The following is a 17,286-nucleotide window of genomic DNA, read 5'->3' as shown; positions in this document are numbered from 1 at the left end:
GTGTTTATGGCCGCTTTGGGTGCAGAGGCAAATCCCGAAAGCAAAAGAGGCCCCAAAAACCGGTGCGAAGGCAGAATTGGCGTGGCGGGGCGCGGGGCGCGCGACTAGAGTGAGGCCATGAGTTCACAGACCCCCGATCCGGCCAAGCCCGACCTGACCGCTCCGCCCGCGCTGCGCCGGGGCTGGACGACGGGTGCCTGCGCGACGGCGGCGACCCGTGCGGCGCTGATGGCGCTTTGGGGCGAGGGCTTTCCCGAAAGGGTGCGCATCACCCTGCCGCGCGGCGAGCGGCCCGAATTCGCGCTAAGCTACACCGCGCAAGGCGCGGGCTGGGCCGAGGCCGGCATCATCAAGGATGCCGGTGACGATCCCGATGTGACCCATGGCGCCGAAATCCGCGCGCGGGTCTGTGCCAGCGGCGGCGGCGTGCAGTTTCGTGCGGGCGCGGGCGTCGGTACGGTGACCAAAGCGGGCCTGCCGATCGGGGTGGGCGAGCCGGCGATCAACCCTGTGCCGCGCGAGATGATGTGCGCGCAGGTGACTGAAATGGCAGCGCGGCTCGGGCAGGTGCCGGATGTCGAGATCACCGTGTCGATCCCGCAAGGGGCTGAAATCGCGCTCAAAACATGGAATCCGCGCTTGGGGATCAAGGGCGGGCTGTCGGTGCTTGGGACTACCGGTGTGGTGCGGCCTTTTTCCTGCGCGGCGTGGATTGCCTCCATCCATCGCGGCGTGGATGTGGCGCGCGCGGGCGGGCAGACCCATGTGGCGGGCTGTACCGGCGCGACCTCGGAACGGGTGGTGCAGGCGCTGCACGGCCTGCCCGATCACGCCATGCTCGACATGGGGGATTTCGCGGGCGGCTTGGTGAAATACCTGCGCAAACATCCCGTGGCGCGGCTGACGATCGGCGGCGGGATTGGCAAAATGGCCAAGCTTGCGCAGGGCGCGCTCGATCTGCATTCGCGCCGCTCGCAGGTGGATTTTGCGCGCCTTGCCGCGCGGGTTGGCGTTGCCGGTGTGGCACAGGCCAACACGGCGCTGGAGGCCGTGCAAATGGCACCCGATGTGGCCGATCTGGTCGCTTTGGACGCGCTCGCGACGGTCAGGGCGCTGCTGCGCGACACAGAAATCGCACTCGATATCGTGGTCATCGACCGCGCGGGCGCAATTTTGGCGCGCGCGCAATGATTTTGCTGTTGGCAGGGACATCCGAGGCCCGTGACATCGCCACTGTTCTGGCACAGGCGCGCACGCCGGTTGTCGCGAGCCTTGCGGGGGTGACGCGCGAGGCGCGCCCCTTGCCGGTCGAAACGGTGGTGGGCGGATTTGGCGGCACGGCGGGATTTGAAGACTTCCTTCAGGCGCGCGCCATCCACGCGGTGGTCGATGCGACCCATCCGTTTGCGCGCGACATCACGGCGCGCACGGCAGCGGTCTGTGCGCGGCGCAACCTGCCCTATCTGCGGCTGGCGCGCCCTGCGTGGAGCGCGCGCACGGGGGATGTCTGGCGCGAGGTGGAGCGGCTGGAACAGGCCACGGTCTTCATCCCCAAAACGGCGCGGGTGATGGCGGTGACGGGGCGCTCGACCTTGCCCGCTTTTGCGGCGTTTGCCCCGCGCGAGGTGTTGTTCCGCGTTGTCGATCCGCCCCAAGATCCCTTTCCCTATCCGGGGCGCTGGTTGGTGGGGCGCCCGCCCTTGTCGATCGAGGATGAGCTGCGGCTGATGCGCAGGGAGGCGGTGGATTGGCTGGTGGTCAAGAATGCCGGGGGTGCCGGGGGGCGCGCAAAACTGGAGGCGGCGCGGGTGCTGGGGGTCAAGGTTGCCCTGCTGCGCATGCCGCCGGTGGCGCCCGATGTCGAATGCGCCTCAAGCGTTGCCCATGCGCTGGACTGGATCGGAGATCACCTGTGACGCAGTATGTGGCGGGCGAGCGGATTATTCGCGGCGCGCAATGTATTGCCCAAGGGGCGGATTGGCTGGCGGCGCGCGAGCCGCGCTTTGCCCATGCGCTGGCCCTGAGTGGCCCCTTGCCGCTGCGCCTGACCGAGGATGGCTTTGGAGCACTCTTGCGCGCCATCGTCAGCCAGCAGGTTTCGGTGGCTTCGGCGCGCGCGATTGTGGCGCGGCTGGAGGCGGCGGGGATGTGCGATCCGGCTGTCGCCGCCGCCGCCAGCGAGGATGATCTGCGTGCCTGCGGTCTCTCGCGCCAGAAAATCGTCTATACCCACGCGCTGGCGCGTGAAGGCATCGCATTTGATGCGCTGCGCGACCTGCCGACACCGGAGGTGATCGCGACGCTCACCGCGGTGAAAGGCATCGGGGTGTGGACGGCGGAAATCTATGCCAAGTTTTCGCTCGGGCGTGCGGATGTGTTCGCGGCGGGCGATCTGGCCCTGCAAGAGGGCGCGCGGATGCTGTTTCAATTGCCGTCGCGGCCCAAGGAACGCGCGCTGCGCGAAATGGCGCAAGACTGGTCGCCGTGGCGCAGCGTTGCAGCGCGGCTCTTGTGGGCCTATTACCATGTCGAGAAAAGCCGCGAAGGGGTGCTGTGATGAAACTCAATTCCAAGATGAAAGACAGCCATTCGGGCGATATCCGCAATGTCGTCGTGTTCCTGCATGGCTATGGTGCCGATGGCGCGGACTTGCTGGGCTTGGCGGATCCGCTGGCCGAACACCTGCCTGACACGGCGTTTTTTGCGCCCGATGCACCCGAACGCTGTGTGGCGAATCTGATGGGATTCCAGTGGTTCCCAATTCCCTATATCGACGGGTCCTCCGAGGAGGAAATGATGCAGGGGATGGAGCGGTCGGTCGCTGAATTGAACGACTACCTTGACGAAATCCTTGTGGATACAGACCTTGAGCCGGAAAATATGGCTTTGGTGGGGTTCAGTCAGGGGACGATGATGAGCCTGCATGTCGCGCCGCGCCGCGAAGATGCAGTGGCCTGTGTGGTCGGATTCTCGGGGCGTCTTTTGCAGCCTGAAACGCTGGAGGATGAGGTGGTGTCGAAAATGCCTGTGCTTTTGTTGCATGGCGACGAGGACAATGTCGTGCCCCCCGAAAGCCTGCCTTTGGCCGCAGAAGCCCTTGAAAGTGCAGGGTTTAGCGAAATTTTTGCCCATGTGATGCGCGGCACGGCCCATGGGATTGCACCCGATGGCTTACAGGTCGCGCTGGCGTTTTTGCGCGAAAAACTGGGCTATGAGACCGCGTGAGGCGCGCCACGCGCTCACATCTGCGTGTTGTGCAGGTATAGGCGGGCCCTTGCCGCTCTTTTTATCAGCTGCCGGAATATCAAGCGCAAATTAAGGTGACGTTAAGTTATTTTGGCAAGACTGTGGCAAGAGCTTGACCATCGTCACCTAATGTTTACGTTCAAGGTCACACTCTAGGAGGAGTTATATCATGGATAGCATTTTGATGACCGTTTTCGCCGCAGCGGCTTGTGTCGGCGGTATTGCCTATCTTGCGTCCATGCTTCGTCCCGTACAGATGCCCGTAGCGCTGCGCGTCCCTGTCGAGCGTCGTCAGGACATGCGGTCCCGTGACATGCGTCGCCGGTCGTGGTGATCGTGATGTCCTGCTCTCAGCGCGGGACATGGCTTGGGGCAACGTGATTTAAGGGCGCTCTGGCGCCCTTTTTTGTGCCCGGCTGCCTTTTTTGTGACCGGCTGCCTTTTTTGTGCCCGGCTGAAGGTGCCCGAGTTTCTTGTCTGGCAGGCCGGTTTGAGGATCCGCACCGCGCGCCGGTGCACGACCAAGGCGCAAACTGCGTTTTGCGCGCGCCCAATATTGCGCCGCTTTGCGCGCGAACTGCGCAGGACGATGGCGCGGGGTTTGATCGGGGCGCTCGAAACCGTCACAGAGCTGTCATCGCGGCCTGCTACACAGTGGGTAACGGCCTTGGGCAAATGCAGGGGCTTGTCAGGCTCAAGCCGCGAGATATAGTCAATTGTATCGGGGCAGGAGGTCCTGTCAGGGCCAAATGCGACCCCGACTGGTAAGACGGATTGGACCCCACGCGCTGATGGCAGACTTGCAAACAGACTTTGAAACTGATGGACCCAGACGTTATGGGCAGTGATTTTAAAACGACATTCGTCCGCGAACCGGGATCGCTCAAGCATCATCCGGCCTTGGTGCTGAACGCGGATTACCGACCGCTTTCCTATTTTCCGCTGTCGCTGTGGCCATGGCAGGAGGCGGTGAAGGCGGTCTGGCTCGATCGGGTCGATATCGTTGCCGAATATGACCATGTGGTGCGCAGTCCGAGCAAAGTGATCCGCATCCCCTCGGTCGTCGTCCTCAAAGATTATGTCAAACCTCAAAAGCGCGTGGCCTTCACGCGCTTTAATCTTTTTTTGAGGGATGAATTTTGTTGCCAGTACTGCGGGGGGCGCGATGCGGCGGGGCGTGGCGATCTGACTTTTGATCACGTAATTCCCCGCGCGCGCGGCGGGATCACCAGTTGGGAAAACGTTGTTGCGGCCTGTTCGCGGTGCAATCTGCGCAAAGGGTCGAAATCCCTGCGCCAGGTTGGCATGACCCTGCGCCGCACGCCGCGTGCGCCGGATGCGATGGAAATGCACAATCAGGGCCGTAAATTCCCGCCCGGCCATTTGCATTCGAGCTGGATTGATTTCCTGTATTGGGACGCCGAACTCGAAGAATAGCGCGCGCTGTTTTTGCAGACATCGCGGCGATCTTGGGGCCGGACCTGCTGGACAGGGGCCTGCGCGGGCGCTAAGACGATATTGTTTGCGCTAACATGCCGTTTGCAGGCGGCAGGTATACTGATATTTGTGAGCTGCGCTTCGAGCGGGCGTGTCGGTTCCAACCGCTGGGCACTGTGGCGCGGCGCTGATGGAAAATCCGGCACGGCCCTTGCGAAAGGGCCTCACGGCGGCTGTCCGGTTGCGTTGCAAGGCGTTTGGTGTTTTGCAGGGTGGCAACAGCCTCTACTAACGACAGTGGCAAGCGGTCAAACCGTTCGCCCAAAAGGAGAAATGCATGGTCTCGCGCGTCATTCCGGTCGATGATTTCGATCTCGTGATTTTCGGGGGGACGGGGGATCTGGCACGTCGCAAGATTCTTCCCGGTCTTTATCGTCGCTATTGTTCGGGACAAATGCCCGATCAGGCCCGCATCATCGGCGCGGCGCGTGGCGATCATGATGCGGACGAATTCCGCTCGATGGTGCGCGATGCGATCAAGGAATTTTCCAAGAAAAACGACTGCGACGACGACAAGATCGAAGCCTTTCTCAAGCAGCTCGATTTCGTGTCGATTGATGCGCGCGGTGACAAGGGCTGGCCCGAACTCAAAGGGCTGATGCGCGATGGCGTTGTCAAAGCCTTTTACTTTTCCGTGGCGCCCTCGCTGTTTGGCGATATTGCCGAGCGCCTGCACCTCAACGAAATCGCGGATGCCCAAAGCCGCATCGTGGTTGAAAAGCCCTTCGGGCGCGATCTGGAGTCCGCCAAGGCGCTCAACAAGGACCTCGCCAAGCATTTCGAGGAAACCCAGATTTACCGCATCGACCATTATCTGGGTAAGGAAACCGTCCAGAACCTGATGGCGATCCGCTTTGGCAATATCCTGTTCGAGCCGCTGTGGAATTCGCAATACGTCGATCACATCCAGATCACCGTGGCCGAAACCGTGGGCGTGGGCGGGCGCGGCGAATATTACGACAAATCCGGTGCGATGCGCGACATGGTGCAAAACCACCTGATGCAGCTTTTGTGCCTGATCGCGATGGAGCCGCCCGCGCGTTTCGAGCCGGATTCAGTGCGCGATGAAAAGCTCAAGGTGATCCGCGCGCTCGAACCCGTCGATCCCCATCACATCGTGCGCGGGCAATATGCAGCGACCGAGTCCGAGGCCGATTACCGCACCGATGCGGGCGATCCGCGGTCGCGCACCGAAAGCTATGTTGCCCTGCGGGCGATGATTTCCAACTGGCGGTGGGCGGGCACGCCCTTTTACCTGCGCACCGGCAAAAAGCTGAAGGCGCGCACCTCGGAAATCGCGGTTGTTTTCAAGGATGCGCCGCATTCGATTTTCGGCCCCGATGCAGGGCGCCATCGCAACATCCTGTCGATCCGCGTGCAGCCCAACGAGGGCATCACCATGCAGGTGACGATCAAGGAACCGGGTCCGGGGGGCATGCGGTTGATCGACGTGCCGCTGGATATGACCTTTGCCGAAGCTCTGGGCGAGGAGGCGGAGGATATCCCGGACGCCTACGAGCGCCTCATCATGGATGTGATCCGCGGCAACCAGACGCTGTTCATGCGCGGTGACGAAGTGGAAGCAGCCTGGGCCTGGACCGACCCGATCATTCAGGGCTGGGAATTGCGCAACGATGTGCCCAAACCCTATGATGTGGGGTCGAGCGGGCCTGAGGACGCTTTGATGATGATGCACCGTGACGGGCGTCGCTGGCGGGAGATCAAGGAATGAAATTCGTCGAATATTCCGACCGCGATGCCCTGATGCTGGGGCTGGCCGATAAAATCGCGGGCGAGTTGCGCATGGCGCTCGCGTCCAAAGACCGTGCCAGCCTGTCCGTGCCCGGAGGCACCACGCCGGGGCCGGTGTTTGACAGCCTCTCGGCGGTGTCGCTGGACTGGGCGCGCATGGATGTGTTGCTCAACGACGAGCGCTGGGTGCCCGAAACCTCCGAGCGCTCCAACACCGCGCTGCTGAAGCGTCGGTTGTTTGTGGACAAAGCGGCGGCGGCGGTGATGATTCCGCTTTATGGCGATGCGCCGCGCCCCGAAGAAAAACTGGCCGATCTGGCGCAGGCCGTTGATGCGATCCTGCCGCTGGATGTGCTGTTGCTGGGCATGGGCGCGGATATGCACACTGCGTCGATTTTCCCCGGTGCGGATCTGCTGAGCGAGGCCTTGGCGGAGGATGCGCCGACGCTGTTGCCGATGCGCGCGCCCGGTGCGCCCGAGCCGCGGATCACCTTGAGCGCGCGGGCACTCAAATCCGCGATCAACATTCATATTCTCATCACGGGGGCGGAAAAACGCGCCGCGCTTGAGCGCGCGCGCGGGCTTGATCCGATGGAAGCCCCCGTTGCGGCCATCCTTCCCCATGCAACGGTCCATTGGGCCGCCTGAAGCCAGAAACGAGCGGAGCCAACCATGTTTGACGCCCTGAAATCTCTCGACGCGGCGGCACAGGGCCGTACCATCGTCGATCTCTTCAACGCCGATCCCGACCGCGCGCAAGGGTTTTCGATCCGCGCCGAGGACCTGCTGTTTGACTATTCCAAAACCACCATCGGCGCGCCCGAGCGTGAGGCGCTGATCGCATTGCTCGACACCAGCGGCGTCGCGGCCAAGCGCGATGCGATGTTCTCGGGCGAAAAAATCAACGTCACCGAAGGGCGCGCCGTGCTGCACACCGCGCTGCGCAATCTTGACGGCGATCCGGTCCTTGTGGATGGCAAGGATGTCATGCCCGGCATCAAGCAAACGCTGGCAAGGATGGATGATTTTGCCGATCGTGTCCGGCGTGGCGATATCTCGGGCGTTGGCGGCGAACCCTTCACGGATGTGGTGAATATCGGGATCGGCGGCTCTGACCTTGGGCCTTTGATGGCCTATGTCGCGCTGCAACCCTATGCCGATGGCCCGCGCTGCCACTATGTGTCCAACGTCGATGGCGCGCATATTGCGGATGTTCTTTCGGGTCTTAACCCGCTGACAACGCTGGTGATTGTCGCATCAAAAACCTTCACCACCATCGAAACGATGACCAATGCGCAAACCGCGCGCGCGTGGATGTTGCCCAAAGTCGGACAAGAGGGCGTGTCGAAGCATTTCTGCGCGCTCTCCACCGCCAAGGACAAAACCGCCGATTTCGGCATTGATCCCGATCTGGTGTTCGGCTTCGAGGACTGGGTGGGCGGGCGCTATTCGCTCTGGGGGCCGATCGGCCTGTCGATCATGCTGGCCGTTGGTCCGCAGCGCTTTGCCGAATTCCTGCGCGGCGCCCAGGCGATGGACACGCATTTCAAAACCGCGCCCTGGGCGCAGAACCTGCCGGCGATGCTGGCCCTGGTCGGCCTGTGGCACAATCAGGTGCAAGGCCATGCGACACGCGCCGTTTTGCCGTATGAACAGCGCCTTGCGCGCCTTCCGGCCTATTTTCAGCAGCTTGAAATGGAAAGCAACGGCAAGTCGGTGGCGATGGATGGCACCAGCTTGCCCTTTAATTCCGGTCCGGTGGTTTGGGGCGAGCCCGGCACCAACGGCCAGCATGCCTTTTACCAGCTGATCCATCAGGGCACGCGGGTGATTCCGTGCGAATTCATGGTCGGCCGGTCGGGGCATGAACCCAATCTGGCCCATCAGCATGAATTGCTGGTGTCCAACTGTCTGGCGCAATCCGAAGCGCTGATGCGCGGGCGTTCGCTAGAAGAAGCCACCGAGATCATGCGCAAAAAAGGCTTTGAAGGTGCCGAGTTGGACCGTCAGGCCCGTCATCGCGTCTTTCCGGGCAACCGGCCCTCGACGACATTGGCCTATGAAAAGCTCACGCCCTTTGTGCTGGGCCAGATCATCGCCCTCTACGAGCATCGCGTCTTTGTTGAAGGCGTGGTTCTGGGCATCAATTCCTACGATCAATGGGGCGTTGAATTGGGCAAGGAACTGGCGCTGGCGCTGCAACCCGTGCTTGCGGGGGACAAGGACGGCGCGGATAAAGACGGCTCGACGCGCATGTTGGTCGATTTTCTCAAGGTCTGAGACCCGCCACGACAGTCAAAGCCCCGCAGGTCATGCGGGGCTTTTTTTATGGGGCGCAGTCAGGCTGGCGGTCAGGCTGACGGTTGGGCTGGCGGTCAGGCTGGCAGTCAGGCTGGCGGTTGAGCTGACGGTTGGGCGGGCGATTTGCGGGCGGATGTGAGGGCGCGCACCAGGCGTCCGTCGATCACGATCAACCCCGCCGCGATCAGCGCCAGACCGGCATAGGCATCGAGCGGCAGCACATCGCCAAAAAACACCGTCCCAAGCAGGATCGACACGGGCGCGACAAGCAAGGTGACCAGCGTGGTGTTGCCCGAACCGGCCAGTTTCAACACGCGGTAATATCCCAGATAGGCCACCCCCGTCGCGATGATCGACAGGTAGCTTCCCGCCAGAACGACCGGCAGCGTCAGAGAGATGTCGGGAATGCCCTCGCGCAGCAGGGCAAGGGGCAAGGCAACGCAGGCCGCGCCGCTCAACATCCCCGCCGCCGCGACCTCGGGGGCAATGTCGGTCAAAAACCGACGCGACAGCGCCCCGCCCACCGCATAGGCCAGAGCCGCGCCGATCAGGGACAGCTGCGCGAGCGAGGTGAGGTCGAAATGGGTCAGCGCCTTGAGGCCGATCACCGTGGCCACGCCTGCCAGCCCCAGCAAAACGCCCGTAACTTTGCGCGGTGTCAGGCGCTCGTCGCGAAAGGCGATGGCGGCGACGATGACGCCGAAAACGGCGGTCGAGGCGTTGAGAATGGCCGCAAGCCCGGCGGGAATATGTTGCTGGCCCCATGAGATCAGGAAAAACGGCGTGACGTTGTTCACGGCGCCAATGCCGATGAACAGCGCCCAAAGCCGCCAGTCGCGCGGCAGGGGCTTGCCGCGCGAGAGCGTCCAGATCCACAGAAAACAAGCGCCAAAGGTGATGCGAAAGGCCGCGATGGTCAGGGCCGGAAGCTTTGCAGCCAGCACCGAGGTCGCCGGAAAAGAGCCGCCCCACATCAGCGCCAAAAGCCCTAACCCCAGCCAGGCCGCAGGGGGGATGGCCTTTTGGGCGACGGCAGGGCGGGGGGAACGTTTTGCGGGGGGCATGGGGGTCGGCGCTTGCATGGGAGGGCTCTTGATAAGGTCAGCGGTCTTGCATAGGCAGCTGCACGCGGCGCGGCAATGGGCGGGCTTTGCAATCGTGGGGATGCATCAGGGCTGACACAAAACGGCCCCGCAAAATGCAGGGCCGTTTGAGGTGGTTCTGTGTCGCGCGATCAGAACGCGTAGGCGACTTTCAGGCCCAGAGCGATGGCATGGTTGTCCTCGAACTCGGCGTTGAAATCATTGGTGGTCGCATCGCCAATCATGACGTAGCGCAGGCCGCCGGAGATCTTGACCTTGTCCATCGTGTATTGGCCGCCGATCTGTGCCGACCAGTAGCCATCGGTCGGCCCAAGGTTGGATACGGTGCCATTGCCCGATTTCTCGTAGCCGATGGAAAACGACCCTGCAAAGCTGTCGGAGAACTTGCGACCGACGCCCAGCGTGTAGGACCATGTGTCCTCGTCATAAGAGACCAGTTCGTCGTAGTTTGCCGGAGAGATTTCGAAATCGCTCCAGTTCACCCACCGCGCCGAGGCCATCAACAATGTGTCAGCCATGATGCCGGTCTGGAAATCGATGTTGACCGATTGCGGCGAATGGGAGGTGAACTCCGACGAACCAAGCGGCACATTGGCGCCAAACAGCGCGACATAGGCGGTTTCTTCCGCTTCGAGCGTGTGCTCGATCTTGGAATTATAGGTGATGCTGGCGCGCAGGGCGATTTCGGGAATCTCGTAAGAGGCCCCGATCGAATAGCCCGTGCCGTAGTCGCGGTTGGTGTCGAGCGTATAGGCGTCCACATAGCCCACACCGGGCACAAAGCTGTTGATGCCGACGGTGCCTTCGATGGATTCATAGCGCAAGCCGCCGTGCATCGCGATGCGGTCGGTGAACTTGTAGCGCAGCATCAGATTCGCGGCTTCGCTGTTCAATTCGGCGGTGGTGCCCATGATCGGATAGCCCAGATCGGCATCCTCATAGCTGACATCGGCGCCGTAGGGTTGATCGTAATAGAGCGCAATCGACAGTTTGTCCGTCAGATCCTGTTTCACACCGAATCCGAGCTGCAGGTAGGATTCGCCGACCTGACCGGAATTTGCGCCATTCGCGGGATAGGTGCCGCTCACATCGGGGCTCACCGAGCCGATGCTGAATTCGACCAGATTGCCGTCCTCGAACAGGATTGCATTCGACTGGCCGGAGCGGTCGATGCCGCCCGCCTGCGCGCCCGCGGTCAAGGTCACAAGCGCCGTCGCGCACAGCGCCGCAGACCGCAGGCCCTTGGTATAAATATGTGTCATGTTCCATCCCTTTTTCGCGTGGCTTGCACCACTGTCTTCGCGCAGGCTCTCACCCCTGCATACCCATGTGCCTTGGGGCAGAGCCAAGCCTGCGCCCAAAACGATCTACCGACAGACATTGCGGCCAACTGGTTAAAATCGCGTTGGCAGCCGTTGCGAAACCTTCGGGGGAGACCCCGGGAAAGGTTGGCAATTCAATGGTCTGTGACGGTCGATGTGCTGGCGGGTCGCCAGCGTCTCCTCATCTGAACAGCCTAGAACCAAGGGGCTACGCTGGGCAAATCTAACGCCGCGTCATCTTGGAATCTCGCAAAATTCAGGGGCGCAAATCGCGGGTTGCGCCGAGTGTGATATTTTTGACGAAAACATGAGGAACGCGATGCAAGATACCGAAAATGCGCCGCTTTTTTGGTCTGAGTTTCGGCGCTTCGGGGCGGTCCGGCGCAAGATTGGTCAGAATTTGCGACCTTTCACGGCGACACTTGCGCGCGGCGCGGGGCGAATCTTGTCAGAGGTGAACGGTTTTGAAATCCCGCCGCATGTCTTTTGTGACGCGCCCCCAATCGGAGCTATGGGTGCGGTCCTGATGCGCCTGCAGCGCGGCTTCAGAGCGAAACACTTCGCTGAGGTGAAACACATGCGGAGTCAGCTCGTCCTGCCACAGATCAAAGTCCAGACACCCCGGTTCGTTGCGCGAAAGGCGGATGTGTTTGGCCATCAAGGACAGCAGATCCTCGACCTCGGTCGGGGCGCAGGTCAGGGTTCCGGTCAGCATTACTCTGGACATTGGCGCGACCTTTTTTGGGGTTCCGGCGATGATGGCGCCTGAGCTGGCCAAACGCTGGCTCAAGACAGGCAAAAGGCGCCCCCGAAAGGACGCCTTGCACGGATCATTCCAGTTCAATCGTTCCCGGCGGCTTCGAGGTCACGTCGTAAAAGACGCGGTTGATGCCTTTGACCTCGTTGATGATGCGGGTCATGGTTTCGCCCAGAAATTCATGGGTGAAGGGATAGGTGTCGGCGGTCATCCCGTCGACCGAAGTCACGGCGCGGATCGCCAAGGCGTAGTCATAGGTCCGCCCGTCGCCCATCACACCCACGGTGCGCATCGGCAAAATGGCGGCAAAGGCTTGCCAGATGTCATCATAGAGGCCGTGCTTGCGGATCTGGTCGATGTAGACCGCATCGGCCTTTTGCAAGATCGCCAGCTTTTCGCGGGTGATCTCGCCCGGGCAGCGGATCGCAAGGCCGGGTCCGGGGAAGGGGTGACGCCCGATGAAACTGGCCGGCAGGCCCAGTTCGGTGCCCAAAGCGCGCACTTCGTCCTTGAACAATTCGCGCAGCGGCTCGACCAGCTTGAGGCCCATTTTCTCGGGCAGACCGCCGACGTTGTGGTGCGATTTGATCGTCACCGAGGGCCCACCGGCAAAGGACACCGATTCGATCACATCGGGATAGAGCGTCCCCTGGGCGAGGAATTCCGCGCCCTCGATCTCATTGGCGTATTTCTGGAACACGTCGATGAACAGGCGGCCGATGATCTTGCGCTTGGTTTCGGGGTCGGACACACCGTCGAGTTCGCCCAGAAACAGATCGCTTTCATCGGCGTGGATCAGCTTGATCTTGTAGTTGTCGCGGAACATTTTCACGACTTCCTGCGCCTCGTTGAGCCGCAGCAAACCGTGGTCGACAAACACGCAGGTCAACTGGTCGCCAATGGCTTCGTGCAGCAAAATCGCCGTCACCGAACTATCGACGCCACCCGACAGGCCGCAGATCACCTGCTTGTCACCGACCTGCTCGCGGATGGTCTTGATCGCCTCGTCCCTGTAGGCGGCCATCGTCCAGTCGCCGGTGAAACCCGCAAGTTTGACAAAGTTTTCAAACAGGGTTTTGCCGTTCGGCGTGTGGTGCACTTCGGGGTGGAACTGCACAGCATAAAAGTGACGCGTCGTATCGGCGGTGATCGCGAAAGGCGCGCCCGAGGAGGTGGCGTAGACCTTGAAGCCGGGGGCAATTTTGCTGACGTGATCGCCGTGGCTCATCCAGACCTGTTCGCGCGCTTTGCCATCGGCACCGCTTTCAAGGAACCAGCCGTTGAAAATATCGAGGCGATCGTCAGACGGGCTGACGTAGGCGCGACCGAATTCGGCAGTGCCATGGCCCGATTCAACGTGACCGCCAAGCATCTGCATCATCACCTGCTGGCCATAGCAGATCCCCAGCACCGGCACGCCAAGCTCGAACACTTTCGCAGGCGGGCGCGGGGAGCCTTGGGTGGTCACAGAGGCCGGTCCCCCCGACAAGATCACCGCTTTGGGGGCAAACTCGGTCAGGAAAGCGTCGTCGACTTTCTGGAACGGATGGATTTCGCAATAGACATTCAACTCGCGCAGGCGACGCGCGATGAGCTGCGTTACCTGAGAACCGAAGTCGATGATGAGGAGGCGGTCATGGGATGTGCTGGTCATGCTTTCGCTTTAGGGCGCAACCCGTTTTTAGGCAAGAGGGCGGATGCGCTGGCAGGACCCGCAAACGGCAAAAATATGCCGCTGTGGTTGGTTTGCAGACGCCCGGCGGCAGAGCCGAGCGGTGGGGCGGGCGGTTTGCACCGTCCCGCGCAGGCTTAAACGGTGTCGGGCGTGTTGCGTGGCAAGAGGCGCGCTTCGCCCATCAGCGCGATCAACAGCTCGACATGGCGTGACACCGAATAGCCCGCAGCGCCCGAGGCACGCTGTTCTTCGATCCGCGCTTCCTCTTCGACCAGATTGGTGACCGCGCGCAGGGGGGTGGGGATCTGCGCGGTGCGCATGACGCGTTTGAGGTCGCGGTTGCGGTTGTAGGTTTCCAATCCGCAGCGCGCGGCACGGATCAAAAGGGAAGGGCGGCGCAGGGCCTCGAGAGCGATGTGCAGGTCGGTCATCATATGTCCTTTCATGTGGGGCCGATGCGGCGGGACACAGCGATCTGCTGCGCTTTCCACCGTGGCGTGAGAGGACGATTGCACAACCTATGCGGGTGTTGCGCTCTGGCAAACCCATGCGTGCGGCCTTGCGAAAGATTGTTCACAATTTGTCAACAATATGATGGAGCGGCCGTAAATATTAACTTCTCGGTAACTGACTCAACTTTAGGTTGCTAGTTGTCGGGGTAATTCGGGGGATATCGCGGGGATAACCTGTGGATACGAAGACCTCGATGGAAATTGTTACAAAAACCGAAACAGTCGGGTGTGCCGACCTGGTGGCAGCGCCCCCAGCATCGGTGACAGACACAAGGGAACGGACATGGCGAATACGGGAACACACGGGGGCGCTGCGCCCCATCTGCCCAATTGGGTCCCGAGCGATGCGCGACATTATCTTGAACACACGGAAGCGGGGCTTTCGATCCGCGAATTGGCGCGCAATGCGGGCGTCCACGCATCCACGGTGATGCGACAGGTCCGCAAATTCGAAGCCAAACGCGACGACCCGTTGATCGACGAGGCTTTGACGCATCTGGGCCGCATGGCCGATGTGGTGCCCCGCTCGCCTGTCCTGCCTGCCCCTTCGGAGACCCCAACCATGTCCCCCAAACCCACATTCCAGCATAAAACTGCCGCCGCAAACGAGGGCGAAAGCCCCGTATCCGATGCGCCCGATGACGCCACCATCGAGCGCGAAGCGCGCCGCGTCCTGCGCCGCCTGAGCGAGGTCGGGGCCTGTCTGGCGGTGGCCAAGGACATGGAAAAGGCGGTGGTGGTGCGTGATTTGCCCGACGGGCGCACGACCCGCACAGCGGTGCTGGATCGCCCGATCGCACAGGCCATGGCGCTCAAGGACTGGATCACGGCCAAAGAAACGGGGCGGATCACCCGCTATTTCATCACACAGGCCGGTCGCGCCGCACTCAAGCGCTTTGTGGCGGCTGAAGAAAGTGCGCGCGCCGGTTTTGCCGAAGCTCCCGCCAAATTCGGCGATCAGCACCGCGAGTGGGGCGAGCGCGATGTGGCCGAGGACGGGCGTCCCAAACGCCAGCGCTACAATATGGCCGAAAGTCCGGTCCTGGGCCTTGCGCGGCGGCGCGACAAGGATGGGGCCTTTTTTCTGGAACCCGAACTGGTTGCTGCGGCAGAACGTCTGCGCGAGGATTTCGAACTGGCACAGATGGGGCCGCGGGTCACGCAAAACTGGGACAAATTTCTGACCGGCGGGGATCGGGGCAGTTTTCAGCCCAATGATGCGCGCGGGTTTGGGCCGCAGGCGGCGCGCGACCGTGTCGCTGTCGCTCTGGCGGAGCTTGGGCCGGGGTTGGGGGATGTGGCCTTGCGCTGCTGCTGCTACCTTGAGGGGCTGGAACAGGCAGAAAAACAGATGAACTGGGCCGCGCGCTCGGGGAAGATCGTGCTGCGGATCGCGCTGCAACGGCTCAAACGTCATTACGATGCGGCGGGCTATTCGAATTTGATCGGCTGAGGGCAGGGCACCTTACGCAAGAAGGGCCAGCGGTTGCTGGCCCTTCTTTGTGTGCGCTTCTATGCGTCAGGTGCTATGCCTCGGGGGCATTTACGCGGTGGTCGGCGTGTCGCTTGTCACCGGAATTCCGGGATAGGCGTCGATATTGCCCGACTTCAGGTCCTGATTGGCCTGTTCCACACCGGCCTTATAGTCGGGGTGCACGCGTTCCAGAACAGCGTACCAGCGCTCGCGCACCGAGTCCGACACCGGCGCCATGGCGCGCGCCATGTTCAGGTGCAACCGCGCCCGCTCGTCATCGCCAAGCACCTCTTTGTAGAGCGCGCGGGGCTGGACGTAATCCGCATCCGAATCCTCCTGAACGTATTTATCCGCATCGCCCGAGATTTTCAGCGGCGGCTCGGCTGCAGTTGCATCGGGTTTCGCGCTTTCCCCATATTGGTTGGGCTCGTAATAGGCATCGGGATGGCCGGTGACCTGCGGGAAGAACCGCATGGACCCGTCTTTGTGGTAATGATGCATCTCCGACTTGGGCGCATTGGCGGGCAGGGCCTCGTAATGGGTGCCAAGGCGATAACGGTGCGCATCCGCATAGGAAAACACCCGCGCTTGCAGCATTTTATCGGGGGAGAACCCGATGCCCGGCACTTTGTTGGAGGGCGAATAGGCCGCGTTTTCAATGTACTGGAAATAGTTTTCCGGATTTTCGTTGAACTCGAGCATCCCCACGGGGATCAGCGGGTAGTCCTTGTGCGACCAGACTTTGGTCAGATCGAAAGGGTTGAAATCCAGCGTCTCGGCCTCGGCTTCGGGCATGACCTGAATGTTCAATTCCCATTTGGGGAAATTGCCGTCCTCGATGGCGTTATAGAGGTCTTCCTGATAGCTTTCGCGGGTTTTCCCGATCAGATCCTCGGCCTGTTCGTTGGTATAATTCCGGATCGGCTGCTGGCAGCGGAAATGGAACTTCACCCAAAAGCGCTCTCCTTGCGCATTCCACATCGAAAACGTGTGCGAGCCATAGCCATGCATGTGCATCGGGTTCACCGGAATGCCGCGATCGGACATCAAAATCGTGACCTGATGGATCGATTCCGGCTGGGCAGCCCAGAAATCGAACATCGCCTCGGGCGAGCGCAGGTTGGTTTTGGGGTGGCGTTTTTGCGTGCGGATAAAGTCGGGGAATTTGAACCCGTCACGGATGAAAAAGATCGGGGTGTTGTTGCCAACGACGTCCCAATTGCCATCCTCGGTGTAGAATTTCACCGAAAAGCCGCGCACATCGCGCTCGGCATCGGCCGCGCCCAGTTCACCGGCCACCGTGGACCAGCGCGACAGGATATCGCAGGAATTGCCGACCTTGGAAAAGATCTTGGCGCAGGTGTACTGGCTGATGTCATGGGTGACGGTAAAGGTGCCCGCCGCGCCCCAGCCCTTGGCGTGGACAACGCGCTCGGGGATGCGTTCGCGGTTCTGGTGGGCGAGCTTTTCGATCAACTGGTAGTCGTCGAGCATCGCCGGACCGCGCGGCCCTGCGGTTTTGGTGGTGTCATTGGAGGGGACCGGCGCGCCGGCCGAGGTTGTGAGCTTGGTCATAGTGCATCTCCCTTGCGTGTTGATGTTGAACGCAGGGTAGCGCGATCCGTTGCATAAATGAAAATTTGAAAT

At 61.5% G+C, this 17,286-nt stretch carries 16 protein-coding genes; 10 read left to right on the top strand and 6 right to left on the bottom strand.

Annotated elements, in window-relative coordinates; all coding sequences use genetic code 11:
* The first annotated feature begins 117 nt into the window (after positions 1-117).
* The 9 genes from AQS8620_RS08175 (at position 118) to pgi (ending at position 8,775) form a co-directional block, all read left to right on the top strand.
* Positions 118-1,191 (top strand): cobalt-precorrin-5B (C(1))-methyltransferase, encoded by a 1,074-nt coding sequence (locus AQS8620_RS08175; protein WP_085836356.1) that lies wholly within the window; start codon positions 118-120, stop codon positions 1,189-1,191.
* Positions 1,188-1,916: a cobalt-precorrin-6A reductase gene (locus AQS8620_RS08170; RefSeq protein ID WP_085836355.1), complete on the top strand. Its 729-nt coding sequence runs from the start codon at positions 1,188-1,190 to the stop codon at positions 1,914-1,916. Before AQS8620_RS08175 ends, AQS8620_RS08170 begins: the two co-directional genes overlap by 4 nt.
* Entirely contained in the window at positions 1,913-2,557 is a 645-nt protein-coding gene (locus tag AQS8620_RS08165; protein WP_234990422.1) for a DNA-3-methyladenine glycosylase family protein, read from the top strand. The genes AQS8620_RS08170 and AQS8620_RS08165 overlap by 4 nt, the downstream gene beginning before the upstream one ends.
* Complete coding sequence (locus AQS8620_RS08160; RefSeq protein ID WP_085836353.1) at positions 2,557-3,225, top strand: alpha/beta hydrolase; 669 nt, start codon at positions 2,557-2,559, stop codon at positions 3,223-3,225. The genes AQS8620_RS08165 and AQS8620_RS08160 overlap by 1 nt, the downstream gene beginning before the upstream one ends.
* Before the next feature lie 190 nt (positions 3,226-3,415).
* Positions 3,416-3,580 (top strand): hypothetical protein, encoded by a 165-nt coding sequence (locus AQS8620_RS17055; RefSeq protein WP_159453219.1) that lies wholly within the window; start codon positions 3,416-3,418, stop codon positions 3,578-3,580.
* A gap of 503 nt (positions 3,581-4,083) precedes the next feature.
* Positions 4,084-4,683: an HNH endonuclease gene (locus tag AQS8620_RS08155; RefSeq protein WP_085836352.1), complete on the top strand. Its 600-nt coding sequence runs from the start codon at positions 4,084-4,086 to the stop codon at positions 4,681-4,683.
* 337 nt (positions 4,684-5,020) lie between these two features.
* Positions 5,021-6,475 (top strand): glucose-6-phosphate dehydrogenase, encoded by a 1,455-nt coding sequence (gene zwf, locus AQS8620_RS08150; protein ID WP_085836351.1) that lies wholly within the window; start codon positions 5,021-5,023, stop codon positions 6,473-6,475.
* The gene (gene pgl, locus AQS8620_RS08145; RefSeq protein ID WP_085836350.1) at positions 6,472-7,143 is read left to right on the top strand and encodes a 6-phosphogluconolactonase; all 672 of its coding nucleotides are present in this window, start codon (positions 6,472-6,474) and stop codon (positions 7,141-7,143) included. The genes zwf and pgl overlap by 4 nt, the downstream gene beginning before the upstream one ends.
* A 24-nt stretch (positions 7,144-7,167) precedes the next feature.
* The gene (gene pgi / locus AQS8620_RS08140) at positions 7,168-8,775 is read left to right on the top strand and encodes a glucose-6-phosphate isomerase (RefSeq protein ID WP_085836349.1); all 1,608 of its coding nucleotides are present in this window, start codon (positions 7,168-7,170) and stop codon (positions 8,773-8,775) included.
* 107 nt (positions 8,776-8,882) lie between these two features.
* On the opposite strand, the gene AQS8620_RS08135 is transcribed toward pgi, so the two are convergent.
* The 5 genes from AQS8620_RS08135 to AQS8620_RS08115 all read right to left on the bottom strand — a co-directional run bounded on the left by AQS8620_RS08135 (position 8,883) and on the right by AQS8620_RS08115 (position 14,084).
* On the bottom strand, positions 8,883-9,878 hold the full coding sequence (locus tag AQS8620_RS08135; protein WP_234990421.1) for a DMT family transporter: 996 nt from the start codon (positions 9,876-9,878) through the stop codon (positions 8,883-8,885).
* 152 nt (positions 9,879-10,030) lie between these two features.
* A complete protein-coding gene (locus tag AQS8620_RS08130; RefSeq protein ID WP_085836348.1) occupies positions 10,031-11,161 on the bottom strand; it encodes an OmpP1/FadL family transporter in 1,131 nt (376 codons plus the stop codon).
* Positions 11,162-11,669: 508 nt separating this feature from the next.
* Entirely contained in the window at positions 11,670-11,948 is a 279-nt protein-coding gene (locus AQS8620_RS08125; RefSeq protein WP_143267476.1) for a putative quinol monooxygenase, read from the bottom strand.
* A gap of 103 nt (positions 11,949-12,051) precedes the next feature.
* Positions 12,052-13,632, bottom strand: coding sequence for a glutamine-hydrolyzing GMP synthase (gene guaA / locus AQS8620_RS08120; protein ID WP_085836346.1), 1,581 nt, complete (start codon positions 13,630-13,632; stop codon positions 12,052-12,054).
* A 155-nt stretch (positions 13,633-13,787) separates the two neighbouring features.
* Positions 13,788-14,084, bottom strand: coding sequence for a DUF6477 family protein (locus AQS8620_RS08115; RefSeq protein WP_085836427.1), 297 nt, complete (start codon positions 14,082-14,084; stop codon positions 13,788-13,790).
* A gap of 364 nt (positions 14,085-14,448) precedes the next feature.
* On the opposite strand from AQS8620_RS08115, the gene AQS8620_RS08110 reads away from it, so the two are divergent.
* A complete protein-coding gene (locus AQS8620_RS08110; protein ID WP_085836345.1) occupies positions 14,449-15,618 on the top strand; it encodes a DUF6456 domain-containing protein in 1,170 nt (389 codons plus the stop codon).
* A gap of 90 nt (positions 15,619-15,708) precedes the next feature.
* On the opposite strand, the gene AQS8620_RS08105 is transcribed toward AQS8620_RS08110, so the two are convergent.
* Positions 15,709-17,214, bottom strand: coding sequence for a catalase (locus AQS8620_RS08105; protein ID WP_085836344.1), 1,506 nt, complete (start codon positions 17,212-17,214; stop codon positions 15,709-15,711).
* Between the last annotated feature and the right edge of the window lie 72 nt (positions 17,215-17,286).

It is taken from the genome of Aquimixticola soesokkakensis (assembly GCF_900172375.1).
In the GTDB taxonomy this organism is placed as follows: Bacteria; Pseudomonadota; Alphaproteobacteria; order Rhodobacterales; family Rhodobacteraceae; genus Aquimixticola; species Aquimixticola soesokkakensis.
This window is presented reverse-complemented; position numbering and strand designations above follow the sequence as displayed.